The following is a 24,480-nucleotide window of genomic DNA, read 5'->3' as shown; positions in this document are numbered from 1 at the left end:
GCTCGTCGAGCGCCAGCCTCGAGTCTCGAAACCGCACGCCTGCCAGACATCCTCCCAGCCTATCCCGTCCGGATCGTTCCGGCAGTTAGTCGATAGCCTAGGCCTTCATTCGCGCGTTAGCCTGACCTTCAGTGCTCGGGCTTCTTGAGCAACAGGATCAGCGGCGCGGCAAGGATATAAACCAGTCCCAGCCAGAGGAAGATGTCGTTGTAGGCCATCACCATGCTCTGCTGCTGCAGGGTGCGGACGAGCATCGCCACGGCGCCGGCCTGGGGATCGCTCACCGCGCTGAGCATCCCCTGATACTGGGCCAGGGTCGTGTTGACCACTTCGCGCCCCTCGTCGATGGCAGGAATCAACTGGTTCCAGTGGAAATCCATGCGCCGGTCGCGCACGGTATCGAGCATCGCCAGCCCCACCGCCCCGCCCAGGTTGCGCATCACGTTGTAGAGACCACTGGCATTGCCGATCTCTTGCGGCGGCAGGGTGCCGAAGGCGATCCGCGAGGTAGGGATAAGACACATCACCAGCCCCATGCCGCGTACCACCTGGGCCCAGAAGAATTGATCGAAGCCCGACTCGGCGGTGAGATCGGCGTTCATCAGCGTGCCCAGCCCGGTGAGCAGCAGCCCGCACAGCAGCAGCAGGCGCAGGTCGACACGATCGGTGGCGCGCCCCACCAGTGGCGCGGTCAGGAACATGGTGGCCCCGGTCACCGCCATCACTTCGCCGATCTGCAGCGCAGAATACTCACGCACCGTGCCCAGAAACAGCGGCAGCAGGTAGACCAGCCCGTAAAGGCCGATACCGATCAGAAAACCCAGACCGGCGCCGATGGCGAAGTTCAGGTTGGCGAAGACCCTGAGATCCACGACGGGATGACGATGGCGCAGGGTCCGCCAGAAGAAGCCGACCGCAGCCAGGAAACAGACCGTTGCCGTGGTCAGGATCAGGCCGCTGGCGAACCAGTCGTCGCCCGGCCCCTCCTCGAGGGTGAACTCCAGCGTGCCCAGGAACAGCGCCATCAGCGCCAGACCGATCAGATCCAGATGGCGCAGGGCGCCATGGCTGGGGCGATCGATGTCGAGCAGGTTCCATACCGCCAGCGACACCGCCACCCCGGGAATCACGTTGGCCAGGAACAGCCAGTGCCAGCTGGCGAACTCGGTGAGATATCCCCCGATAGTCGGCCCCACCGAGGGAGCGAGCGTTGCCACCAGTCCCATGACCGCCTGCACCGACCCCATCATGCGCCGCGGGAAGATGGTAAAGCTGATGGCGAAGGCGATGGGGATCATCGCCCCGCCCATGAAGCCCTGGATGGCGCGTAGCACGATCAGCGATTCGATGGAGGAGGCCATCGCACAGCCCAGGCTGGCCAGGGTGAAGCCCACGCAGGAGGCGACGAATGCCACCCGGGTGGAGAAGATGCGGGTGAGCATGCCCGACAGCGGGATCATCACGATCTCGGCGATCAGATAGGCCGTCTGGACCCAGGAGATCTCCTCGCTGCTGGCCGAGACGCCGGCCTGGATCTCGTTGAGGGAGCTGGCGACGATCTGGATGTCCAGAATCGCCATGAACATGCCGAACACGGCGGCGATGAACCCCAGCCGCGTGCGCCAGGAAGGCATTTCTTGAGGAGGGTGCCCGGGGACCGCCGCCGGCCCTTTCGCGACCGTCCCTTCGGTTGCTGCGCCGCCCGCCACGTTCAGCGCGTGCCCTGCGCGTCGTCAGCGCGCGGCTCCAGTTCCCGCGTGTCGACTTCGGGCACCACGGACAGGCCATCGCGCAACTGCCCGAGCGCCTCCTGCGGGCCGGTCAGGTGGATGCGTACCGGCACCCGCTGCACGATCTTATTGAAGTTGCCGGTGGCGTTGTCCTGAGGCAGCAGGCTGTAGCGCGCCCCGGTGGACGGCGCCAGGCTGTCCACCACGCCCTCGAACGCGACGTCCGGATAGGCATCGACATGCACGTGCACGGGTTGTCCCGGGCGCATGCGCGCCGTCTGGGTCTCCTTGAAGTTGGCGACGACATACGCCGACTGCACCGGCACCAGTTGCATCAACGTCAGCGACGGCTGCGCCAGGGTGCCAGGCTCGACGGTGAGATTGCCCACCACGCCATCCACCGGCGCCTCCAGGCGCGTCTTGGCGAGCTGATGACGCGCCTGGGCGAGATCGGCCTCGGCAGCCTCGCGGCTGGCCCGGGCACTTTCCTGCTGGGCTTCGATGACTTCGAGCTGTCTGCGCGCCGAGACGACAGCGGCACGCTGTGCCGCCAGATTGGCACGGGCCACCGCCAGGTCGGCTTCGTCATCCTGACGCTGCTGTTCGGAGGTATACTTCTGCGAGGCCAGACGCTGGGAGCGCTCGAGATGCAGGCGCGCCTGATCGACATCGGCCTGGGCCGCCGCGATCTGCGCCTCGACCTCCTCGATCTGCGCTTCCTGCAAGGTATATTGACGCTGCATCCGGGTCTCGTCGGCCCGCGCCACCGCCAATGCCGCAGTGGCCTGGGCAAGCTGCGCTCGAGCATCGGTGCTGTCCAGCTCGACCAGCAGCATGCCGGCCTGTACGTGCTGGTTGGCCTTGACTGGCACCGTCATGACCCGCCCGCCGGTTTCGGCGCGTATCGCTACACTGTCGGTATGCACGTAGGCATTGTCGGTCTCCTCGAAATAGCGGCCGGTCTGCCACCAGTGAACTCCCCAGACCAGGGCCGCGATGATCAGGGCGAAGAGCACCAGTATCGTGTAGATCTTTCTTTTGATTTTCATGCGACCGTCATCCGCCATACCAAAAATGTAGTGTAGACTACACTACTTTAGGCAATCGCGGATAGTGCGATATGCCAGGCCCATGACCAAGGATGTAGACGCCAGCGATGCACGACTCTCCTTCTCCTCCGGCAACGCCGCGAGGCCGCAAGCGCCGCGACGCTCTGCTCGACGCCGCGCAGGCCATGTTCCTCGAACATGGCTACGCCAATGTCGGCGTGGGCGACATCGTGGCCCGCGCCGGCGGATCGCTGGCAACCCTCTACAAGCATTTCGGCAGCAAGGAACGGCTGTTCCAGGCCGTCATGGAGCGCCGTGCCCGGCGTGTCTTCGATGTCATCGATGCACGCAACAACTGGGACATCGAGCCGGCCCAGGCTCTGACGACGATGGGCGAGCATCTGCTCGGCATCATCCTGTGCCGCGAGGCGCTCGATACGCACCGGCTGGTGGTAGCCGAGGCCTCACGCCAGCCCGAACTCGCCGAGCTGTTCTTCGACAGCGGACCCCGGCGACTGCACGAGGCCCTGAAGCGCTACTTCCATCATCAGGTCGAACAGCAACGCCTGGAACTCGAGGACGCCAGTGACGCCGCCAGCATGTTCATGGGCATGCTGCTGGGTGAACATCATCTACGCGCCATGCTGCAATTGCCCACGGACAACAGCCCGAGCGTATTACGCGCCCGGGCCGAACGCTGCGTGCGGTTGTTTCTCGACGGCGCCAACCCCCGCAGATGCTGACGGCCGTTACGTCTCCATCAGCTTGTCGAGGGTGATCGGCAGTTCGCGGATGCGCTTGCCGGTGGCGTGATAGACAGCGTTGGCCACCGCGGCGGCGAGTCCCGTGATGCCGATCTCGCCGATACCGCGGGCACCGAACTCGTTGAACTTGTAGTCCGGATAGTCGAGCAGGATGACATCGACCTCGGGCTGGTCGGCATGGACCGGCACGAGGTATTCGGCGTAGTTGTTGTTGACCGGCCGGGCGTTGCGGGGGTCGTATTCGGTCTGCTCGAACAGCGCCATGCCGACGCCCATCACGATCGCACCCTCGACCTGGTTGCGCGCGGTCAGTGCATTGACCGCCCGGCCGACGTCGATGGCGCTGACCACCCTTGCGACGCGCAGATTGGAGATGCCCGGGTCCCAGCGCACTTCGACGAAGTGGGCGCCGAACGAGCGGAAGGCGTATTCGTCGGTCGGCGCGCCACCGGTATGCGCCTCGCCGTCGGCACTGGCCAGCTTGCGCTGCTTGAGCACATCGGCGAAGGCGGCCGTCTTGCCGTCAGCGTTCTTGAGCCGGCCACTCTCGAAGCTCAGCTCGTCCGGCTTGGCGCCGGCGAAGGCGCCATCGTCGGCTGTCGCATAGCTCTTGAGCTCATCGATGGCCTGGCGCGCCGCCGCCGCGATGGCCGGCAGTGCCGTGGCCGTCGCCCACGAACCGCCGGAGATCGGCCCCGAGGGGTAGGAGGAGTCACCCAGCTCGACCTCGATCTTCTCCAGCGGCAAGCCGGTCACCTGGCTGACCGCCTGAGCGACGACGGTGTAGGTGCCGGTGCCGATATCCTGGGTGGCGCAGGAGGCGTAGGCGGTGCCGTCGGCACGCAGCGACACGCGAGCATCGCACGGCCGGCGGATCGCCTCCCAGTTGCAGGTCGCCATGCCCCAGCCGACGATTTCATTGCCATCGCGCATCGAGCCGATCTTGGGGTTGCGGCTTGACCAGCCGAACGTCTCGGCGGCCTGATCGTAGGCATCGCGCAGATGGTTGCTCGACCACGGCAGCCTCTTGCTCTCGTCGCTGTCGGCGTAGTTGCGGCGGCGAAACTCGAGCGGATCGAGGCCGGCCTCGATCGCCATCTCGTCCATGGCCGACTCCAGGGCGAACAGTCCCGGCGCGGCACCGGGGGCGCGCATCGAGGTCGGCGTGCCGCGATTGGCTCCGGTGGTCGAATGCGTCACCAGCAGGTTGTCGCAGGAATACAGCCCCTGGGTCATCTTGCCGCACGACTCGACATAGGTCTGGTGGCGCTGATCGATGGTCGAGGTGGTCGAGATCGATTCATGGCGCAGCGACACCAGCCGACCGTCATCGTCAGTGGCGATACGCAGGCGCTGACTCGTCTCCGGACGGTGCCCGGTGGTGGTGAACATCTCCTGGCGCGGCACGACGAGCTGCACCGGCCGCCCCACCTCGCGCGCGGCGGCGGCGGCGGCAATGGCATGAGGCCAGGGCCACAGCTTGCTGCCGAAGCCCGAGCCGAGAAACGGTGTGAGCACCTCGACGCGATCCGGCGAGATGCCGAACACCTTGGCATAGACGTTGCGCGCGTTGACCACCCCCTGGGTGGTGTCATACATGGTGAGCTTGCCGCCGTCCCAGGCCGCGACAGTGGCATGCATCTCCATCGGGTTATGGGTCTCGACCGGCGTCACGTAGGTGAAGTCGATCTTGTGCGGTGCGCTGACGAAGGCCGGCTCGGGGTCGCCACGCGAGCTCCTGCTGTCCTGGTGCGGCTGGGTACCGTTGGCCTCGACCGCCTGGGCCAGATTGGCGATCGCCGGCGTTTCCTTGTAGGCGACCTTGACCTTGTAGGCCGCGGCGCGGGCGTTCTCGAAGCTGTCGGCCACGACCAGCGCGACGAACTGGCCGGCGTAATGGACCCGGTTGTCCTCGAACGGCAGGCGCTGCTCGTCGACCTTGTTCTCCTGCTCCATGCGGCTGGGCGTATGAAACAGCTGGGGAAAGTGATTGTGGTGGAAGATATCGATCACGCCCGGCGACTGTTTGGCCACGCCGAGGTCGATGTCGGTCACTTCGCCGCTGGCGATCGAACTGAACACGCCATAGGCGTACACCATGTCATCGAGAAGATTGTCGGAAGAGTATTTGGCCCGTCCGGTCAGCTTGAGCGGGCCGTCGATGCGCGGCTTGGCGGCGCCAATGATATTGTCACTCATTGCAGTGTCCTCGTTGCGCTCTAAGCGGTCAGCGTGGTCAGGTTGCGCACGATGGCTTGTCGACCGAGCGGAATCTTGTAGGCGTTGTGCTTGTAGCCCTTGGCGTCCTGCATCGCGATCTGCGCGGCCCGCTCGAAGCTCTGCTGGGTGGCGGGCTGGCCCTTGAGGGCGTTTTCCGCTTCCCTGGCGCGCCACGGCTTGGTCGCCACGCCGCCCATGGCGAGGCGCGCGTCGCGGATGGTGTTGCCATCGAGCGCCACGATCACCGCGCTGGAGGCGAGCGCAAACTGATAGGACGAGCGATCGCGCAGCTTGAGATAGGCCGATCTGGCACCCTGAATGGGCGCGTCGAGGGTGACGTGAGTGATCAGCTCGTTGCTCTTGAGCGCGAACTCCTCCCACGGCTTGTCGCCCGGCAGCAGGTGAAAATCGAGAAAGTCGATCTCGCGCTCGCCGTCGGGGCCGGTGACGCCGACCGTCGCGCCGATCGCCGCCATCGCCACGCTCATGTCAGAGGGGTAGGTAGCGATGCACTGATCGCTGGTACCGAGCACCGCATGGACCGAGCGGTTGTAGCCGCCGATCGCCGCGCAGCCGGAGCCCGGCTCGCGCTTGTTGCAGTCCGATACCCCATCGCGGAAATAGGGGCAGCGCACGCGCTGCATCATGTTGCCGCCGGTGGTCGCCTTGTTGCGCAACTGGGTCGAGGCACCGGACAGCAGCGCCTCGGAGAGCACCCTGTAGTCCGACTTGACCCTGGCATCACGCGCCAGCGCGGTATTGGTGACCAGCGCACCGATCCTCAGGCGGCCGTCGTCGAGTGCCTCGATCTCGTTGAGCCCCAGCCGGTGGATGTCGACCATCAGTTCGGGACGCATGATGTCGATCTTGACCATGTCGAGCAGATTGGTGCCGCCGGCCAGGAACGCCGCCGCGTCGGACTGGGCGCAGGTCGCCACCGCCTGGTCGATGCTGTCGGCGCGGCTGTAATCGAAATGACGCATGTCGTCGCTCCTTATACGTTCTTCCGCGCCGTCTGGATCGCGCTGAGGATGTTCTTGTAGGCGCCGCAGCGGCAGATGTTGCCGCTCATCGCTTCGCGTACCGCGGCATCGTCGCTGGCGATGTCGGGATCGTTCAGGATCGCCACCGCCGACATCATCTGCCCCGGCGTGCAGTAGCCGCACTGGTAGGCGTCGTGCTCATGGAAGGCCTGCTGGATGGGATGGAGCTGACCGTTTTGCTCCAGTCCCTCGACGGTGGTGATCTCGTCGCCGTCATGCATCACCGCCAGGCTCAGGCAGGAGTTGATCGCCACGCCGTTGACATGCACGGTACAGGCGCCGCACTGGCCGAGGTCGCAGCCCTTCTTGGTGCCGGTCAGTTCGAGGCGGTGACGCAACACGTCGAGCAGCGCCATGTTGGGAGCGACATCGAGCGTATGCGCCTGGCCGTTGACGGTCAGGGTGATGCGGCGCGTCCCCTCGGCCGGCTCTTCTGCGTCGGTGCGCCTGCCCTCGGGCTGTTTCTCGTCCTCGCTGGAATAGTCGACACGCGCCAGGGCTGGCGCGGCGGCGGCGGCCAGACCGGTCGCCCCTACCGACTTGATGAAATGGCGCCGGGACGGCGAAGGTACTTCCTGGATCTGGACACCGCCCTGGGTGGATTCGGGTGCGTCGCGAGAGTCGAGCTCGCCACGCGGCGTCTGCTTGTCGGTCATGACGAAAACCTCATCACGTCGCCACCGGCCCGGGCCGGTGGCAGGTTGGGTCAGCGTAGGAGCTGAAGTCACGGTCGGGTCGGAAGCGCGATGCCATGCATCGTCCTGCCACATGGCATCGCCCTGCCAGGGTGCGCTCAGTCGGCCAGCAGCTTGGCGACCGAGATGGGCATGTCGCGGATGCGCTTGCCGGTGGCGTGGTAGACCGCGTTGGAGATCGCCGCGGCCATGCCGGTGATGCCGATTTCGCCGATGCCACGGGCACCGAACTCGTTGAAGTTGTAGTCGGGGTTATCGAGCAGCTCGACCTCGATATCGGGAATGTCGGCATGAACCGGGACGATGTAATCGGCGTAGTTGTTGTTGTAGATGTTACCGGTCTCGTCGTACTCGGTTTCCTCGAACATGCCCATGCCCATGCCCATCACGATCGCCCCCTCGACCTGGTTCCTGGCGGTCAGCGGATTGATCGCACGGCCGACGTCGATGGTACTGACTACCCGAGCCACCCGCAGGCGCGAGATACCCGGGTCCCAGCGGATCTCGACGAAGTGGGCGCCGAACGAGCGGAACGAGAACTCGTTCTGCTCGTCGCCCGGCGCGGCGCTGGCCTCGCCCTCGGCCATGCCGCGCGGCACCGCGTCGAGAATCTCGGCGAACGATACCGAGCGGCTACCGTCGGACAGTTCGCCGTTCTTGAAGGACAGCGCATCGGCCTCCTTGCCGGCAAAGGGGGCACCTTCGGCAATGGCGATCTGCTTGAGCTGTTCGATCGCCTTGCGCGTTGCCCCGGCTACCGCCGGCAGCGTGGTGGCGGTGGCCATCGAACCACCGGACAACGGTCCGGCCGGCAGCATCGAATCGCCCAGCTTGACCTCGATGCGCGATAGCGGCACACCGGTCAGCTCGCTGGCGGTCTGGGCGACGACGGTGTAAGTGCCGGTACCGATATCCTGGGTCCCGCAGGCAATCTGTACCGTGCCGTCGGCACGCAGTTCGGCGCGGGCGCTGCAGTGACTGCGCATCGCTTCCCAGGTGGCGTCCGCCATGCCCCAGCCGATGATTTCGTGGCCGTCACGCATCGAGCCGATCTCGGGATTGCGCTTGTCCCAGCCGAAGCGTCGCGAAGCGTCGTCCCAGCATTCGCGCAGATGGTTGCCCGACCACGGCAGATCGGCGGCAGGATCGCGCTCGGCGAAGTTTTTCCTGCGCAGCTCGAGCGGGTCCATGCCAAGCTCGATTGCCAGTTCGTCCATGGCGATCTCCAGCGCCACGCTGCCCGACACCTCGCCCGGCGCGCGCATCGAGGTCGGCGTGCCGTGGTTGACCTCGACCCGGCGCTGGGACACCGAGACGTTGTCGCAGGCGTAGGCGCGCGGCGTGCCGCTGCCGATCGACTCGGTATATTCGTCGACGAAGGAGGTCTCGTTCTGGCTATCGTGGCGAATCGACAGCAGTTTGCCATCGCGCTCGGCAGCCATGCGGATGCGCTGGCGCGAGGCCGGACGGTTGCCGGCGCTGCAGAAGTTCTGCTGCCGCGACAGCACCGTCTTGACCGGCCGTCCCACCATCTTCGCCGCCACGGCGGTGATCACCGCATGAGGCCACATGAACAGCTTGCTGCCGAAGCCCGAGCCGATGTAGTGGGCGATCACCGTGACCTTTTCGGGCGGAATGCCGAATATCTGCGCCAGCGCGTTGCGCTGGAAGATCACCCCTTGGGTGGACTCGTAGATGGTCAGTCGGTCGCCGTCCCAATAGGCGTTGGAGGCATGGAGCTCCATCGCCACGTGGGTCTCCATGGCGATGGTGTAGGTGTGGTCGAGCCTGACCGGCGCCGCGTCATAGGCGCCGGCGGGATCGCCGCGGGAGACCGCCTCGTCGCCATCCTCCTCGCCTTCCGCGTCGGTGTAGAACAGCCCCGGCACCGCCTGATGCTCTTCATAGCGGGCCTTGACCAGACGCGCCGCGGCGCGAGCGTGCTCATAGGTGTCGGCGACCACCAGGGCGATGTACTGGCCCTCGTAGTGGATGCCGTCGTCCTCGAACGGCAGGCGCACCTCGCCGACCTTGTTCTCCTCTCCCATGGTGCTCGGGGAGCGATACAGCCGGGCCGGCGTACTGCACGCCGGATGGTTGGCCGAACGCGAAAGCGCCGGAAAGTTGCCGCGGTGCACGATTTCGATCACCCCCGGCGCCGCCAGGGCCTCGTCGAGATCGAGCCCCAGCAGCTTGCCGCAGGCGATGGTGCTGGGCACCGGATAACCGTAGACCTGATTGGGCAGGTTGTGATCGGCGGCATAGTCGGCCTTGCCGGTCATCTTGAGCTCACCGTCGATGCGCGTTGTACGGTGGCCGATAATCGTTTCTGCCATTGCCAAAAGCCTCCTTGCTTAGCCTTGCGCAGTCACCGTGGTCAGCGCGCGAACGATGGCCTGTCTGGCCAGGGGAATCTTGAACGCAGTATCGCGATGCGGTATGGCATCTTCGAGCGCGATCCGGGCGGCGCGCTCGAAGGTTTCCTGAGTGGCCGGATGCCCCTTGAGGGCCTCCTCGGCCTTGTGGGCGCGCCAAGGCTTGGTGCCGACACCGCCCAGCGCCAGACGCGCTTCGCGGATGGTGTCGCCCTCCATCGCCACCACAGCGGCGCAGGAGGCGAGAGCGAACTCGTAGGAGGCGCGATCGCGCAGCTTGAGGTAGTGCCCTTTCCCGCCCTGAATCGGCGCATCGAGTGTGACGTGCGTGATCAGTTCGCCATCCTTGAGATCGTGCTCGCGCTCGGGCGTGTCGCCTGGCAGCAGATGAAAATCCTCGAAGGGAATATCGCGTCCGCCCTCGGCTCCCTCGACGTGAATCGTCGCCCCCAGAGCCTGCATCGCCACACACATGTCGGAGGGATGCACCGCGATGCATTGGTCGCTGATGCCGAGCACGGCATGATTGCGGTTGATCTTGACCAGCGCATCGCAGCCGGTGCCCGGCTCACGCTTGTTGCAGGCCCGTGCCGAGTTGCGAAAGTACGGGCAGCGGGTGCGCTGCATGACGTTGCCCGCCGTGGTGGCGACGTTGCGTAGCTGGGTCGAAGCGCCGGCCAGCAGCGCCTCGGACAGTACCGCGTAGTGTGACGTCACGTGTTCGTCGTAGGCGAGATCGGTGTTGGTCACCAAGGCCCCGACCTTCAGGCGTCCGTCCTTCAACGCCTCGATCCCGGTGAGCGGCAGCTGGTTGATGTCGACCAGACGCTCGGGACGCATGATATCGAGCTTGACCATGTCGATCAGGTTGGTGCCGCCGGCAATGAAGTCGGCGTGGCTGTCGTTGCCGTGCAGGCGGGACGCCTCGTCCACATCGCTGGCGCGTTGATAGGCGAAGTTGCGCATCTCGGAAGCCTCCTCAGACTTTCTGACGCGCGGACTGCACCGCGCTCAGGATGTTCTTGTAGGCCCCGCAGCGACAGATGTTGCCGCTCATCGCCTCCTTGACCGCGGCATCGTCGCTGGCGATTCGCTTGTCATTCAGCATCGACACTGCCGCCATCATCTGCCCCGCCGTGCAGTAGCCGCACTGGTAGGCGTCGTGTTCGAGGAAGGCTTCCTGAACCGGGTGCAGCTGACCGTCACGGGCAAGACCCTCGACGGTCGTGATCTCACTGCCTTCATGCATCACCGCCAGCGTCAGGCAGGAGTTGGCCGAATGGCCATCGACCAGCACGGTACAGGCACCGCACTGGCCGTGATCGCAGCCTTTCTTGGTGCCGGTCAGATCGAGTACCTCACGCAGTGCATCGAGCAACACGACGTTGGGCTCGACGTGCACTTCGCAGGGCTGACCATTGAGAGTGAAGGTTACCCGGGTCTTCCCGGCGGCCGGAGACGATGCCTCGGCGGGTGACGTAGGCGATGCGTGTTCGGAATGGTCCATCATGCCGACTCCTCATCGGTAGCGGTACGGTCAGGTAATCGCGGCAAGAGTCAGGGCCGCGCAGAGCATCCGTGCGGATTTCTGGTTGGGATAGGCACGGACGGGGTTACCACAACCCTAGGCGAGGATGACGGGGACGACAAACGCAGCGAAACAGGCCTGCCGGCCCCCGCTTCTCTTATCGGAGTTATAGGCATGCATCCCGGAGTTTCAGGCATGACGGGAGAGATGATCGTCGCCTGTCCGGTCGATTGCTCTGACGGTTTGCACCATTGCCGTCGGAGTCACTAGTGTAAGAAGGCAGAGTTCTGCCCGGCTGTTATCTGTCGGTTCCGTTCAAACGATCCAAACGGTTCTATCTGGCAACGAAAAGGAGTTCTTGCATGATACCGACCTGGTTACACGTCCTGTCGTGGGTTTCTGTCCTGCTCGGCATTGTCTGCGCCATCTACATTGCCCTGGATGTCAGAAAGCATCCCCAGCACATGAGCATCATGAATTACGTCTGGCCGCTGTGTGCACTGTTCGGCCACGTGGTGATCGTGGCGTTCTATCTCAAGTACGGCCGCCTGGCCGCCCATGAAGTGGCCCACCCGGCAATGCAGAACGACGAGACGCCGCCGCACAAGGCTCAGACTCCGTTTCCGCTCAAGGTGGCCAAAGGGGCGCTGCACTGCGGCAGTGGCTGTACCCTGGGTGACATCGTTGCCGAGTCGCTGGCCCTGTTTTTCCCGATCATTGCCATCTGGCTGGGCTGGCAGACGATCTTCGGCGAAAAGATGTACGCCGTGTGGATACTCGATTATGCGCTGGCCTTCCTTTTTGGCATTGCGTTCCAATACTTCACCATCAAGCCGATGCGCGGACTGTCGCCCGGCCAGGGCCTGGTTCAGGCCACCAAGGCAGACTTCCTGTCGCTGACCGCCTGGCAGGTCGGCATGTACGGCTTCATGGCCTTTGCGCATTTCTATCTGTTTGCCACGCTGCTAGGCGAGCGCCTGCACGTCGCTTCGATCGAGTTCTGGTTCATGATGCAGATCGCCATGATCGCGGGCTTCATCACTTCCTATCCGGTCAACTGGTGGCTAATCCAGCGGGGCATCAAGGAAGCGATGTAATAGCGGGCCGTCGCCAGCAAGCGTATAAGGCGTAAAGATCATGCCGCGGTCGCCACCGCGGCATGGTCGTGTGGTTATCCGCTTCCCTAGGTTCCCGATGCCGCGGTCGCGAAAGCCACTTGGTTCACCTTCTCGCCACGTCGTTCGATGAGCAGAGCGCTGGCGGGGTCGGTCTCCCGGAGCGAGCCATCGGCCATGGCCTGGACGATGCTGCGCATGCTCAGCAGTCCCTCGAGAAGCAGCGCGCAGGGCAATGCCCTTTCGCCCTTCTTGAGCCCTTGCTCCGCGGTGCGCTCCATCTCCCGCAGGCCGCGCTGCTCGATCAATAGCGTTGGCGTACCCGCCAGAGCCAGGCCGTTGCGGCTGACATGGGGATTGTCATTGGCGGGATAGAGCGATACCCGGGCCTCGCCGGCACGCCCGAGACTTTCGGCAATCACGGCGGCGGCGCGCTGGCCATCTGCGGCCACCTCCGGCGCGACATCCGGACTGCTTGCCCATCGCACGGACATGCTGTCCAGTTCGCCATCGGCGCCGAGATAATTGTTCTGCTGGTGATAATCGAGAAAGAGATCGGGACGATACGCGTCCACCACTCCGAGTACGGCCATGGCTTCGGGGATCTTGGCCGGATCCGGCCGCTTTTCCGGGTCGTAGCTGCGGTTGAGATCCATATGCGCGGAGTTGCGCCGGGGATCGATGACCACCCCCATCCCCGCTGCCTGGCGCTGCCAGCGTGCCCAGCCGTCCGGGTTGACTCTCGGCATGACCACGACCGTGACGTTCTCCCTGAGAGCACGCGCCGAATCGCTGTCGCGGCTCAGAGTCTCGAGCAGACCAAGAGCAGCCTCGGTCCCCAGCGGTTCATCGCCATGCTGCTGCGTCACGATCATGACGGTGCGGGGACCGTGTCCCACTGTCGCCCGGTACAAGGGACGCCCTTCCAGAGAGTGGCCGGCCACCGCCAGCTCCAGGGTGTCACGCTCGCGATCGAGCCGCTCCAGCTCAGCATAGAGCGCCGCGTTGGTATGCAGGGCGCCCAGCGATAGCCCGGGATCGCCAACGCCACACTTCTCGACCATTGCCGTGGCGCTATCGCTTGGCAACATCCGCCTGAGCGGGTCCGGTTTTTCACCGGCAAGCGCTATCCCCTGCAGCATGGCCACTGTCAATACCAATCCGATTCGACCCACAAGCATGAAATGACACAGCCTAGCCAATAGAAGGCGAGGAGTTTTCCATGGCTTGGAAGAAATAACCATTACATGGCGCAACACTGCACCTGACGTAGCGGTTCATCAACGCATGTCAGTCCTTTGGAACCCGGCTCACTCCTGGTTGGCGTCCGTCTCGAACTCCGACAGCGCCTGTCGGCAACCCGGCCCGACGCCTTCGCCCGTGCCCGGCTCCACCCAGGGCAATATCGCCAGCGGCGGCGCCACGAGTGCACCGACCACACTTGCCGCACCGCGGGCCAGCAGTTCGGCCGAGATCACGCTCACCTCGGGGGCACGCAGAGGCCCCTGAAGTTGCACGGGGGTATTGAACGACAGGAGACTGACATCCTTGGGGTGCGCCTTGAAGGTCAGATTCAGATGCTCCGCGCCCAGGTCGATCGTGCCTCCCGCGGTATAGTTGGCGTCCTGCGTATTGACGTAGAACTGCTCGAGCGCCACCAGCCCGTCATCGGCGTCCAGGCGGACATAGCCACACTGCATGGGAACCCTTTCCGAGTCCGCCAGCGCCGCCACCAGGGCTTCTCCGGCATCCAGCCCCAGCAGCTCCAGAATTACCGCATCCAGATAGCCTCGCGAGATAGCCAGTTCCAGCTTACCGTCGAGACTGGCCATGAGCGCGTCCATCGAACGCCCACGGAAGCGCACCTGCCCCTTGCCGCCGATCACGCCGGCGGAGCTTTCAGCCGGATCGGTCGCATCAGCTATCTCGGGAAGATCGGCCTTCTTCAACAGCGGAGTAAGATTCACCCGGGCAGCCGACATGTCCCAGCGCCCTTGCAGCGGCGCCTCCCGGGCATCCAGTCTGGCATGCATCGTGACCTCGCCGCTCCCGACGCCCAGTTGCAGAGGATCCACGGTCAGCACTCCCTGACGCAGCTCCACCTCTGTCTGTACATCGCTCAACGGGATGTTGCGGGCGTTCAGGTTGTCAGCTCGATAATCCACCACGATATCCAACCTACGCAGCGCTTCGAGATTGAACGGTTCGTCGGAGAAGAAGGATTTGCTCTCCTCATCCTCGGATTCCCATAACGGTTCCACGTCCCGCTCGTTCATCTGCTGGGATCTCAGCGTCGCCCAGAGCGTGGTGCGGCCGTCCCACTTGAAGCGGATATCGCCCTGGATGTCGCTATCGCCGAGCTCGGCCTGGATATCGGTCAACCGAAGCAGGCTGTCATGCCAGCGGAGCCGGCCGCTGATTTCATAGGCGGCCATGTCCGGCAGGTCCTGCCCGAGCAGGGCATTCAACTGGGCAGGATTCGGTCCCTCGAGACGCAACTGCGCGTCGACCGCCTCGGGAGCCAGCGGCTGGGTCACGGTGCCATCGGCATATAGCGTCGTATCCCGTGACGTCACGGTACCCTGTACCGGATAGGGTGTTTCGGCATCGGTGAGGCTCAACAGCGGGCCGAGATCCAGATCGAAACGAAAGGGCGTTTCCCGCCATCTGGCGCTGCCTTCGACGTGTACGCCGGGAGGTTGAGCCTCTTCGCGTTCACGCGTCTCAGCCTGTACATGCAGCGCCAGCCCCTGCGCCGGGGCCCGGTAGTCCACCTCGGTATTGCTCAGCTTGAGCGCACCGTCGGAGAAGCGCGTATGGATCTGCCCCTCCAGCACACCCAGTTCGCTGTAGCCCAGCGGGGCCAACGCCTGTCCCAGGTCCACCTGATCCAGCTCGGCATCCAGCGAGACTTTGAGGGTATCGCCCTGCACGTCGAGCCAACCCTGGGCGGCTAGCTTGCCGTCGCCCTGCACGGCGTGGATCTGCTGCATGTCCAAATGCCCGCGTTCCAATTCCCCCTGGAGTACCACCTCGCGCAACACTTCGTCGCCATAAAGCAGTCGGCCAATGCTGATGTCCACCTGCCCCTGATAACGCTGCAGCGGGTTGAGCCGTTGCGCCAGGCGTTTCTGGAAAGACTCGTGTTGCGCATCTTCGGGCCGTTTTTCTGAGGGGTTCTCCGCTTCGCGCTCTTCACCTTCTTCAGGGTCGAGAAGCCCCATGACGCCCAGGCGATTGAGATCCAGCTGATTGGCATGCAACTGGATCTCGAATCGCGGCGTATCGCCCGGCTCGAACACCATCAGGCCGGTCAGGTGACTTTCCCCCGAGCGCATCTCGATATTCTTCAGCGCCCAACGCTGCCCCTCATGATTCAGTTGCGCCTGCAAATCGAGCGCGGGGACCGACGCCGGCGACTGGCCGAGCGGTGCTGGCATTTCGCCTCCCTCGGGTAGCGTGGCGCTCACCTGGCCTTGCAGCGCCTGGAACTGCAGCACGTCGCGTACCTGGCCGTCGAAGCCAAGCTGCATGTCGCCCAGATTGCCTTCGAGCGCGACGGGGTATGTCTCTTCGGTAAATATGCGGGAGGGCGCTCCGCCCCGCGCGCTGAGTTGCAGCGGATTGCCGCGGAACTGCCCCTGCGCCTGGACCTGCAGATGACGCCCGTCCTGCCCGTCGTCCGTCGTCTGGATATCGGCGCTCATCGCCACATCGAGCTTGGCATCCTGATACGTGATCCGGCCCCGATCGATAGTGATGACATCGGGCTGGAAACCCAGGGCCTCATCCGCCTTCTTGACGTCCTCAGCCTCATCGGGCGTCAGTCCGGCCCAGTTGGAGGTACCGTCTTCACGGCGGGCCAAGTGAACGACGGGCTGCGCCATGGCGACCCGCTCCAGGCCGATATTGCCCTGCACAAGCTGACCGACATCCACTGTCACCTCCAGGCCCGCCATCTGCACTATCTGCTCATGTTCGGCCCAGTCGGTGTTGGCTATACGCAAGTCGCTCAAGCGAATGCCCAACGGCAAACCCCAATCGATATCCAGCTCACCAATCTGGACGTCGCGGCCCCCCAGACGCTGACTGGCCTGATCCTCGAGCATGTCTCTTGCCCATGGCGACTCGATCAGCATTGCCGCCGCGATCAACAGGAGCATCAACAGAACAACGAGTCCTGCCAGAACCAACAAGCTTCGCCGGGCCACCTTCTTCACGTCGTCTCTCCGGTTGGGTATGCCGTCGCGTCGCGCAGACACGGTTTACATGCCGGCGCGAATTGCACGTGCAGTAAGGTCAACTTAGGAGGTCTCGAGAAGCCTGTCCCCATAATTCGGATTCAAAGTTTAAAGGCAGGTAAAGATATGCTTCATTCGCTGACCTGCGATGGCTTGAAGTCATGAAACGAGGGCCAGTCACTCCTTTATCGAGTACCGGTCGCTACCCTTGAGGCCATCGAAATCGCTATTCTGAAATGACATGCATGACGGCAGCGCTCCCACGGGAGCTGCCACCTTCCGCAGGAGCCGACCATGATCACCCTCGAGCCGATACTGCGTGCCCATGACACGATCGCCACATCGCTGGCCGCGACCCCCATGCTCACCGAATCTGCGCTATCCGAACGTCTCGGGCGTCCCGTTCGGCTCAAGGCCGAACCGTTTCAGCGTACCGGCTCGTTCAAGGCCCGTGGCGGACTCCACTGGATGCGCAGTGCAAGCGAGCAGGAGCTTGTTCGCGGCGTGGGCGCGGTGTCGGCGGGCAATCATGCGCTCGGCCTGGCCTGGGCGGCCCAGGCGACGCAGACCCCGGTGACCATCGTCATGCCCGAGGATGCCAGCCCCTTCAAGGTCGCCGGCACCCGCGCGCTCGGCGCCGAGGTCATTCTGCATGGTGGCATCAACGAGGCTTGGTCGCTGATGCATCGACTGGTCGAGGAGCGCGGCCTGACGCTGGTACACCCCTACGACGACGAGCGCATCATTGCCGGTCAGGGCACGGTGGGACTGGAAATTATCGAACAGGCACCGCACGCAGCGGCGATACTCTGTCCGGTCGGCGGGGGTGGGTTGCTCTCGGGCGTCAGCGTCGCCGTGCGTGCCCTGCGCCCGGATATTCGCCTGATCGGCGTCGAGCCGGCCGGCGCGGCGAGCATGGCGCACGCCTTCGCTCATGGCGGCCCGACCCGCCTGGCCTCTCTCGATACCTGCGCCAACAGTCTCGGCGCCGCTATCGTCGGCCAGCATACCTATGCGCTTTGCCGCGAGCATGTCGATGCGCTGGTGACCGTCAGCGAGGAAGCCATTCACGATGCGGTGCGCTGGCTGATTGCCCGCGCAAAGCTCTACGCCGAACCGGGCGCGGCTGTCGGCATCGCCGCGTTGATGGAAGCGCATCTGCCCGACCTGCCGCCGGAGGGCGATATCGTGCTCGTGGTGACCGGTGGCAACATGGGCTGGGAGGAGCTGACGCGCTTCATACCCTCCGCGTCGATCTCATGCCCCTCGTCCGGCCAAGTCTGATTTCCTATGCCGCCCGCTGCGCATGGGAGGAGCATGTATTCACTATCAGAACATCCTCATGCTCTTGAAGAATCTGGCACTGCATCTGTGCCTGTCTGATGAACGTCGCCAGCAGCCGGTCGAGACCGGGCATGCCGTTGCCTTCACGGAGGCGACGGTAGAAGTGCAGGGATTTCTGTTCATCGCGAAGCGCCGATGCCAAGGCTTCGGCCGCCATCGTGTCATCGGTGATGAAGAAACGCTCCTCCTGCTCGGGTTGCACCTCGCACTGTCCAGCCAGTGTCTCTGCCAGGCCGTCATCCATCAGTGACTTCGAGGCCTGCAAGAGTGCTTCGAGGCGCTGCTCGCTTTCGCAGGCAAGTATCTCCAGCAGCCGGTGGACCCCGACGTTGTACGGCATGAAGCGCAGCGACATCAGCCGATAGCGATGCTTCTCTCGGGCTTCGTGTGCGCACGCCAGAACCAACAGATCCCGGGGCAGGAAGAGGTAAGCTGTCGCTGTAATGTGCGGCATGGCAGTTGCGTCTCCTTGTTAGCGTGACAGGCTTGGCGACTCTCGTGACGACTCGGGAGGATCGATTCACCCTCCGAGCGGCATTACACGCCATTCATGTCTCAGTTATATGACACGGCAAATAAAATTTTGCCGCAGGCCTGACGGAGCAAGGCAGCGCATGATAGTGAATACCAACGAACGTAAAGAACACCTGGATCAAGTTGTACGGTAAAGTTTTGTCGCGAACCGTTCCAGGTTGGCCCGAGATCGGCGAGAAACGGAATTCAAGCGGTGTAAACGAAAGTCTTGATCGGACTCGTGCCCGGGCTGATTTTTAACACGGCATGGGCGAGCGCAGGCACTGCTCAGACACAACGGAAATGGCGCATGGCTCAGCAGCCGAGCCGATCGGCCAGGTCGATGAGGGAACGGGCATGCAAGTCATTGGCCGGTGTCGGCGCGACCTCCTTGGGCCGGTCCCTTCCGAATTCCCAGGGACGTTCGATGTACGCCGTTTTCAAGCCGTTGGCACGGGCATGAGCAAGATCCTCCTGATGCGCGGCGACCATCATCACTGCCGACGGCGCCACGTCGAAGATCCTGGCCACGCCGCGATAGGTGTCGGGATGCGGCTTGTACTGACGAAACACCTCTGCCGAGAGGAGACAGTCCCAAGGCAGACCGGCTCGCTTGGCCATGTTGGCGAGCAGGCCGAGATTGCCGTTGGAGAGCGTACAGAGCATGAAGTGTCGCTTGAGCCGCGTCAGCCCCTCCAGCGCATCGGGCCACGGGTCCAGGCGGTGCCACGCCTTGTTGAGATGACGCTTGTGCGCCTCGGAGAGCGAGGTCACGCCGAACTGCGCCAATACCTCGTCGAAAATGCCGCGATGCAGATCGTCCAGCAGCGTCCAGCCTCGCTCACCGGACTGCACCCGCTGCATCGCCGGTTTGTAACCCGCCCGCCAGGCCCGTGCGAACTCACCGCCATTCACGCCCAGCCCCAGAGCGTCGATCTCCCGGGCAATCGAGCCGTGCCAGTCGACGACCGTACCGAAGACGTCGAAGGCGAGGATCTGGACCGTATGCGATGTTGCCATTGCGTGCTCCTCGGCGGGGGGCCTATCCGTTTTTATAAGTGAGCGCATCGCAATAACATGGATCACTTTCTTGGCGCTCCGCTACGTATTACTGGTAAGATGCGCCTCTTTAATGTAGCCCTCCTCCCCCTTCCGACACGCTGCCCTTGATCATGATGAGCCGTTTTACGCTTCGCGCCCGTTTCGCGCTTGTCACCGCCGCCCTGGTCGTCGGGGTAACGGTGCTGCTCGGCTGGATCGCCTCTCGTGAAACGGGAGAGTCCATTCAGAAGCATATCGGCGACTCACTGGCCGAAACGGCTTATCAGATGGCCGACAAGCTCGACCGCAGCATGGATGCCCGGGTAAGCGAGGTGGAGCTGATTCTGGGAATGCGGATGCTGAGCGAGACGACCGACCCGGCAGCGCTCCGCTACCGGCTCGAACAGCTCCAGCAGAGCTACGACGTGGTATCGTGGATCGGCTTCATCAGGCCCGACGGCACGGTGCAGGCAGCGACCGGCGGTATTCTCGAAGGCGTCGATATCTCCCATCGTCCAGTATTCATCAACGGGCGCCGGAAGCTTTGGGTGGGCGACGTGCACGACGCCGTGATGCTGGCCCGCTTGCTGCCGACCCCGGGCGGAGAGCCCATGAAGTTCGTCGATATCGCGGCCCCCGTCCAGCGCGCGGACGGCAGCCTGTCCGGTGTTCTGGCGGTACACCTGAGCTGGAACTGGGCCGACCTCATCGAGCAGTCGATGCTTTCACCGGCCGAGAGACAGCACGGACTGGAAGTCTTCGTGGTCGCCGACGATGGCGTCATTCTGCTCGGCCCCCATGGCATGGTGGGGCAATCGCTATCCGCGACAAGCCTGGTTCGTCAACCGGCACAAGGCGCTCAGGGCTGGTCGATAGAAGAGTGGCCCGACGGTCATCACTACCTGACCGGCTTCGCCGCCAGCGATGGCGAGCGCAGCTTCGACGGGCTGGGCTGGAAGGTGCTGACGCGCAAGCCGGTCAAAACCGCATTCGCGCCGGTCCGCCAGCTGCAGATGGGCATCACCATTGCCGGCGGCGTGCTGGCCTGTCTCTTCGCGCTGCTTGGATGGCATGTGGCAGTGCGCATCTCGGCGCCGCTGATGCGCCTGTCCCATGCCGCGGATGAGGTCCGCGAGGATGCGGACGCGGACAGCATTCCCCTGGAGCGGAGCTCGCCCGAGCTGACACGATTGTCGATATCGCTGCGCGAGATGGTGGCACGCATCCTCAGCCAGCGGCAGACCATCGATCGGCTCAAGGATCTCGCCCATGCCGATCCCCTGACCGGCCTGCCCAACCGCGCTTTCCTCGATCAATATCTTCAGCATATCCTGCCCGAAGCCGAGCGCGAGGGACGGGTGGTGGCGATCATGTTTCTCGATCTCGACGGCTTCAAGCAGGTCAACGACCGGCTGGGGCATCATGCGGGCGACCTGCTACTGATCGAAGTCGCGGAGCGCCTGCGCACCTGCCTGCGTGGCGGTGATATCGCGGCCCGGCTGGGCGGCGACGAGTTCGTGGTCGTCATCAAGACCGACCGGGACAAGGCCAGTTGGCTGGTGCATCAGGTGGGCGAGCGCATCCTCAAGGCCGTGAGCCAGCCGGTGACGCTGCCCCAGGGCGACAGCGCACGCGTGGGATGCAGTATCGGCGTGGCGTTATGGCCGGCGCACGGCGTCACGGCGAAAGCCGTCATGGCCTGCGCCGATGCCGCGCTCTACGTCGCCAAGGCCTCGGGCAAGGGAAACCTCTCCATTCACGGAGAAGCCGCCCCAGGCGCTACCGGCATGTTTCACGCTGACGGCCCGGCCCGCTGAGAATTCGCGGTCTCGTATTCCCCCTCCGGCCCAAGCCCGGAGGGGCCATCTATCGCTGCTTCAGTGCGCTTCATCCCAGTTGGCGCCGCTCTGCGCCTCGACGATCAGCGGCACCTTGAGTTCACCGGCATTCTGCATGCGCTGCTTCACCGCCATGATGAACGCCTCGGCCTGCTCGGTCTTGACCTCGAAGACCAGTTCGTCGTGGACCTGCATCACCATCCAGGCATCGAATTCGCTCTTGCCGTCCAGCGGATGCAGCCAGGTATCGACGTCGATCATGGCCCGCTTGATGATGTCGGCGGCGGTGCCTTGCATCGGCGCGTTGATCGCGGTGCGCTCGGCGGCCTGACGCCGGGCGTGCTGGCGCGAGTTGATCTCGGGCAGGTAGAGGCGCCGGCCGAACACGGTCTCGACGTAACCCTGCTCGGCGGCCTGAGCGCGAATGTTGTCCATGAATCGCGCCACGCCGGGATAGCGGTCGAAGTAGCGTTCGATGTACGTCTGCGCCTGCTTGCGCTCGACCCGCAACTGCTTGGCCAGGCCCCAGGCGCTCATGCCGTAGATCAGGCCGAAGTTGATCGCCTTGGCACTGCGCCGCTGGTCGGGCAGCACCTTGTCCGGCGACGTGCCGAACACCTCGGCCGCCGTGGCGGTGTGAATGTCGCGCTCCTCGGCGAAAGCGTCAAGGAGCCCCTTGTCCTCGGAGAGATGCGCCATGATACGCAGCTCGATCTGCGAGTAGTCGGCGGCGACAATGGCGTAGCCGGGCCGGGCAACGAAGGCCTGACGGATGCGCCGCCCCTCCTCGGTGCGGATGGGAATGTTCTGCAGGTTGGGGTCCGACGACGAGAGTCGCCCGGTGGCGGTGACCGCCTGGTGGTAGCTGGTGTGGATGCGTCCGGTGCGCCTGTTGATCAACTGCGGCAGCTTGTCGGTGTAGGTGGACTTGAGCTTGGTCAGCCCGCGATGCGCCATGATCACCTTGGGCAGCGGATAGTCCAGCGCCAGCTCCTCGAGCACCGCCTCGGCGGTGGAAGGCGCCCCCTTGGGCGTCTTCTTGATCACCGGGATCTTCTGTTCCTCGAAGAGGATCTCACCGAGTTGCTTGGGCGAGCCGAGGTTGAATTCGCGCCCGGCCAGCTCGAAGGCCTCCGCCTCCAGCTTGCGAATGTTCTTCTCGAGCTCCTGGCTCTGGGCATGCAGGCGCTCGACATCGAGCGCCACGCCGGCCCGCTCCATGCGCGAGAGTACCGGAATCAGCGGACGCTCGAGGTGGTCGAGCACTGCGGCCAGACGCCCGGTCGCCTCGATGCGCGGGCGTAATGCACAGTGAAGACGCAGGGTGACGTCGGCATCCTCACAGGCGTAGGGCACCGCCTGATCGAGATCGATCTGGTTGAAGGTGAGCTGCTTGGCGCCCTTGCCGGCGATCTCCTCGAAGCTGACGGTCTTCTGTCCCAGATACTTCAGCGCCAGCGAGTCCATATCGTGGCGCGTGGCAGTGGAGTTGAGCACGTAGGACTCGAGCATGGTGTCGGTGAGCGGCCCCGCCACGCGGATATCGTAGTTCGCCAGCACCGAAATGTCGTACTTGAGGTTCTGACCGATCTTGCCTTGGGCAGGGTTCTCGAGCAACGGCTTGAGCGCGGCGAGCACCGCCTCGCGATCGAGCTGATCCGGTACGTCGAGATAGTCGTGGGCGAGCGGAATGTAGGCCGCCTCGCCTGGCTCGAGCGCCAGTCCCACGCCGACGATTTCGGCCTCCATGTAGTTGAGGCTGGTGGTCTCGAGATCGAAGCAGAATGCCTCGGCAGTCTCGAGACGCCCGAACCAGGCGTCGAACTCGCTCTGGGCAAGGATGAGATGGTTGTGGCACGCCGACACGCTGGCCTCCGGCGCATCGCCGTCGAAGCTCTCGCCCGCCTCGCCGGCGGCCGCCGGCGACGTGCTGCGCGCCGTGGTCCCCGAATCCACATCGTCGACTCCCGTATCCTGGCCGGAGAGCAGCTCGGAGAGCCAGCCCTTGAATTCCAGCTCGGTATAGAGCTGCTTCAGCGCCTCGCGATCGGGATGCGCGATGTCGAGATCATCGAGGCCCACCGGCAGCTCGCAGTCGGTCTTGATGGTTGCCAGCCGATAGGAGAGGAAGGCCTGCTCACGGTGCTCCTCGAGCTTCTTGGGCAGCGACTTGGCCCCCCGGAAGCCAAGCGTCTTGACCCGGTCGAGATCGGCGTAGAGCGTGTCCAGCCCGCCGCCGATCCCCTGCAGCAGCCCCAGCGCGGTCTTCTCGCCCACTCCGGGCACGCCGGGGATGTTGTCGACCTTGTCCCCCATCAGCGCCAGGTAGTCGATGATCAGGGCGGGCGGAATGCCGAACTTGGCCTCGACGCCGACCTCATCGAGCGTCTCGTTCTTCATGGTGTTGACCAACGTGATGTGGCCGTTGACCAGTTGGGCCATGTCCTTGTCGCCGGTCGAGATCACCGCGTCGCGCCCGGCCTCGGTCGCATGGCGCGCCAAGGTACCGATGACGTCGTCGGCTTCCACCCCTTCGATGCACAACAACGGCAGTCCCAGCGCACGGACGCAGGCATGCAGCGGTTCGACCTGGTCGCGCAGGTCGTCGGGCATCGGTGGGCGATGGGCCTTGTACGCCTCGTACAGCTCATCGCGAAAGGTCTTGCCCTTGGCATCGAAGACCACCGCCATGGGGCTGTCCGGGTATTGCCTGATCAGGCTCTTGAGCATGCCGATCACGCCCTTGATGGCACCGGTGGGCTGGCCCTTGGAGGAGGTCAGCGGCGGCAGGGCATGAAAGGCGCGATAGAGGTAGGACGAACCGTCGACGAGGACGATGGGCGTGTCGGCCATGAAAAGGTATCCGTTACGAAATATTCGATGCCCTCATGATACGCAAGGGGACCCCCGGCGTCAGGCATCCGGCGTATCGCGCGCCATCTCCCGCTATGATGACACTTTCGTTGCGATGATCGGCAAGGAGC

17 protein-coding genes are annotated in these 24,480 nt (G+C 64.2%); 4 read left to right on the top strand and 13 right to left on the bottom strand.

All coding sequences use genetic code 11. From position 1 onward, the window contains the following. Nucleotides 1–128 precede the first annotated feature (128 nt). Both ACYQ12_RS03355 and ACYQ12_RS03350 read right to left on the bottom strand, forming a co-directional pair. Nucleotides 129–1,634 (bottom strand): DHA2 family efflux MFS transporter permease subunit, encoded by a 1,506-nt coding sequence (locus tag ACYQ12_RS03355; RefSeq protein ID WP_459867684.1) that lies wholly within the window; start codon nucleotides 1,632–1,634, stop codon nucleotides 129–131. A gap of 77 nt (nucleotides 1,635–1,711) precedes the next feature. Further along, complete coding sequence (locus ACYQ12_RS03350) at nucleotides 1,712–2,779, bottom strand: HlyD family secretion protein (protein ID WP_459867682.1); 1,068 nt, start codon at nucleotides 2,777–2,779, stop codon at nucleotides 1,712–1,714. Between the two features lie 107 nt (nucleotides 2,780–2,886). Between ACYQ12_RS03350 and ACYQ12_RS03345 the strand changes: the two genes are divergently transcribed. Then, nucleotides 2,887–3,522 carry a TetR/AcrR family transcriptional regulator C-terminal domain-containing protein gene (locus ACYQ12_RS03345; RefSeq protein WP_459867679.1) on the top strand — a complete coding sequence of 212 codons (636 nt, stop codon included), beginning with the start codon at nucleotides 2,887–2,889 and terminating at the stop codon, nucleotides 3,520–3,522. 6 nt (nucleotides 3,523–3,528) lie between these two features. Here ACYQ12_RS03345 and ACYQ12_RS03340 read toward each other — a convergent pair whose 3' ends face one another. From ACYQ12_RS03340 to ACYQ12_RS03315, 6 genes are all read right to left on the bottom strand, one after another. Continuing rightward, nucleotides 3,529–5,742 carry a xanthine dehydrogenase family protein molybdopterin-binding subunit gene (locus ACYQ12_RS03340; protein WP_459867676.1) on the bottom strand — a complete coding sequence of 738 codons (2,214 nt, stop codon included), beginning with the start codon at nucleotides 5,740–5,742 and terminating at the stop codon, nucleotides 3,529–3,531. Between the two features lie 20 nt (nucleotides 5,743–5,762). Then, nucleotides 5,763–6,746: an FAD binding domain-containing protein gene (locus tag ACYQ12_RS03335; protein WP_459867673.1), complete on the bottom strand. Its 984-nt coding sequence runs from the start codon at nucleotides 6,744–6,746 to the stop codon at nucleotides 5,763–5,765. A gap of 11 nt (nucleotides 6,747–6,757) precedes the next feature. Then, nucleotides 6,758–7,462 (bottom strand): (2Fe-2S)-binding protein, encoded by a 705-nt coding sequence (locus tag ACYQ12_RS03330; RefSeq protein ID WP_459867670.1) that lies wholly within the window; start codon nucleotides 7,460–7,462, stop codon nucleotides 6,758–6,760. Between the two features lie 137 nt (nucleotides 7,463–7,599). Then, the gene (locus ACYQ12_RS03325; protein ID WP_459867667.1) at nucleotides 7,600–9,837 is read right to left on the bottom strand and encodes a xanthine dehydrogenase family protein molybdopterin-binding subunit; all 2,238 of its coding nucleotides are present in this window, start codon (nucleotides 9,835–9,837) and stop codon (nucleotides 7,600–7,602) included. An 18-nt stretch (nucleotides 9,838–9,855) separates the two neighbouring features. Continuing rightward, the gene (locus ACYQ12_RS03320; RefSeq protein ID WP_459867664.1) at nucleotides 9,856–10,842 is read right to left on the bottom strand and encodes an FAD binding domain-containing protein; all 987 of its coding nucleotides are present in this window, start codon (nucleotides 10,840–10,842) and stop codon (nucleotides 9,856–9,858) included. A 13-nt stretch (nucleotides 10,843–10,855) separates the two neighbouring features. Continuing rightward, on the bottom strand, nucleotides 10,856–11,386 hold the full coding sequence (locus tag ACYQ12_RS03315; RefSeq protein ID WP_459867661.1) for a (2Fe-2S)-binding protein: 531 nt from the start codon (nucleotides 11,384–11,386) through the stop codon (nucleotides 10,856–10,858). A 380-nt stretch (nucleotides 11,387–11,766) separates the two neighbouring features. Here ACYQ12_RS03315 and ACYQ12_RS03310 point away from each other — a divergent pair, with 380 nt between their 5' ends. Further along, a complete protein-coding gene (locus tag ACYQ12_RS03310; RefSeq protein WP_459867659.1) occupies nucleotides 11,767–12,501 on the top strand; it encodes a DUF4396 domain-containing protein in 735 nt (244 codons plus the stop codon). An 86-nt stretch (nucleotides 12,502–12,587) separates the two neighbouring features. On the opposite strand, the gene ACYQ12_RS03305 is transcribed toward ACYQ12_RS03310, so the two are convergent. Together ACYQ12_RS03305 and ACYQ12_RS03300 are read right to left on the bottom strand one after the other, a co-directional pair. After that, complete coding sequence (locus tag ACYQ12_RS03305) at nucleotides 12,588–13,661, bottom strand: M14 family zinc carboxypeptidase (RefSeq protein ID WP_459867657.1); 1,074 nt, start codon at nucleotides 13,659–13,661, stop codon at nucleotides 12,588–12,590. A gap of 168 nt (nucleotides 13,662–13,829) precedes the next feature. Next, nucleotides 13,830–16,739: an AsmA family protein gene (locus tag ACYQ12_RS03300; RefSeq protein WP_459867654.1), complete on the bottom strand. Its 2,910-nt coding sequence runs from the start codon at nucleotides 16,737–16,739 to the stop codon at nucleotides 13,830–13,832. Between the two features lie 315 nt (nucleotides 16,740–17,054). Between ACYQ12_RS03300 and ACYQ12_RS03295 the strand changes: the two genes are divergently transcribed. Then, nucleotides 17,055–18,044 carry a threonine ammonia-lyase gene (locus ACYQ12_RS03295; RefSeq protein ID WP_459867651.1) on the top strand — a complete coding sequence of 330 codons (990 nt, stop codon included), beginning with the start codon at nucleotides 17,055–17,057 and terminating at the stop codon, nucleotides 18,042–18,044. Nucleotides 18,045–18,048: 4 nt separating this feature from the next. Here ACYQ12_RS03295 and ACYQ12_RS03290 read toward each other — a convergent pair whose 3' ends face one another. Further along, nucleotides 18,049–18,558: a hypothetical protein gene (locus tag ACYQ12_RS03290; RefSeq protein ID WP_459867648.1), complete on the bottom strand. Its 510-nt coding sequence runs from the start codon at nucleotides 18,556–18,558 to the stop codon at nucleotides 18,049–18,051. 374 nt (nucleotides 18,559–18,932) lie between these two features. Next, the gene (locus ACYQ12_RS03285; RefSeq protein WP_459867645.1) at nucleotides 18,933–19,637 is read right to left on the bottom strand and encodes a haloacid dehalogenase type II; all 705 of its coding nucleotides are present in this window, start codon (nucleotides 19,635–19,637) and stop codon (nucleotides 18,933–18,935) included. 152 nt (nucleotides 19,638–19,789) lie between these two features. Between ACYQ12_RS03285 and ACYQ12_RS03280 the strand changes: the two genes are divergently transcribed. Continuing rightward, on the top strand, nucleotides 19,790–21,475 hold the full coding sequence (locus tag ACYQ12_RS03280) for a sensor domain-containing diguanylate cyclase (RefSeq protein ID WP_459867642.1): 1,686 nt from the start codon (nucleotides 19,790–19,792) through the stop codon (nucleotides 21,473–21,475). A 60-nt stretch (nucleotides 21,476–21,535) separates the two neighbouring features. On the opposite strand, the gene polA is transcribed toward ACYQ12_RS03280, so the two are convergent. Then, entirely contained in the window at nucleotides 21,536–24,349 is a 2,814-nt protein-coding gene (gene polA, locus ACYQ12_RS03275; protein ID WP_459867639.1) for a DNA polymerase I, read from the bottom strand. Between the last annotated feature and the right edge of the window lie 131 nt (nucleotides 24,350–24,480).

It is taken from the genome of Halomonas shantousis (assembly GCF_054654615.1).
This window is presented reverse-complemented; position numbering and strand designations above follow the sequence as displayed.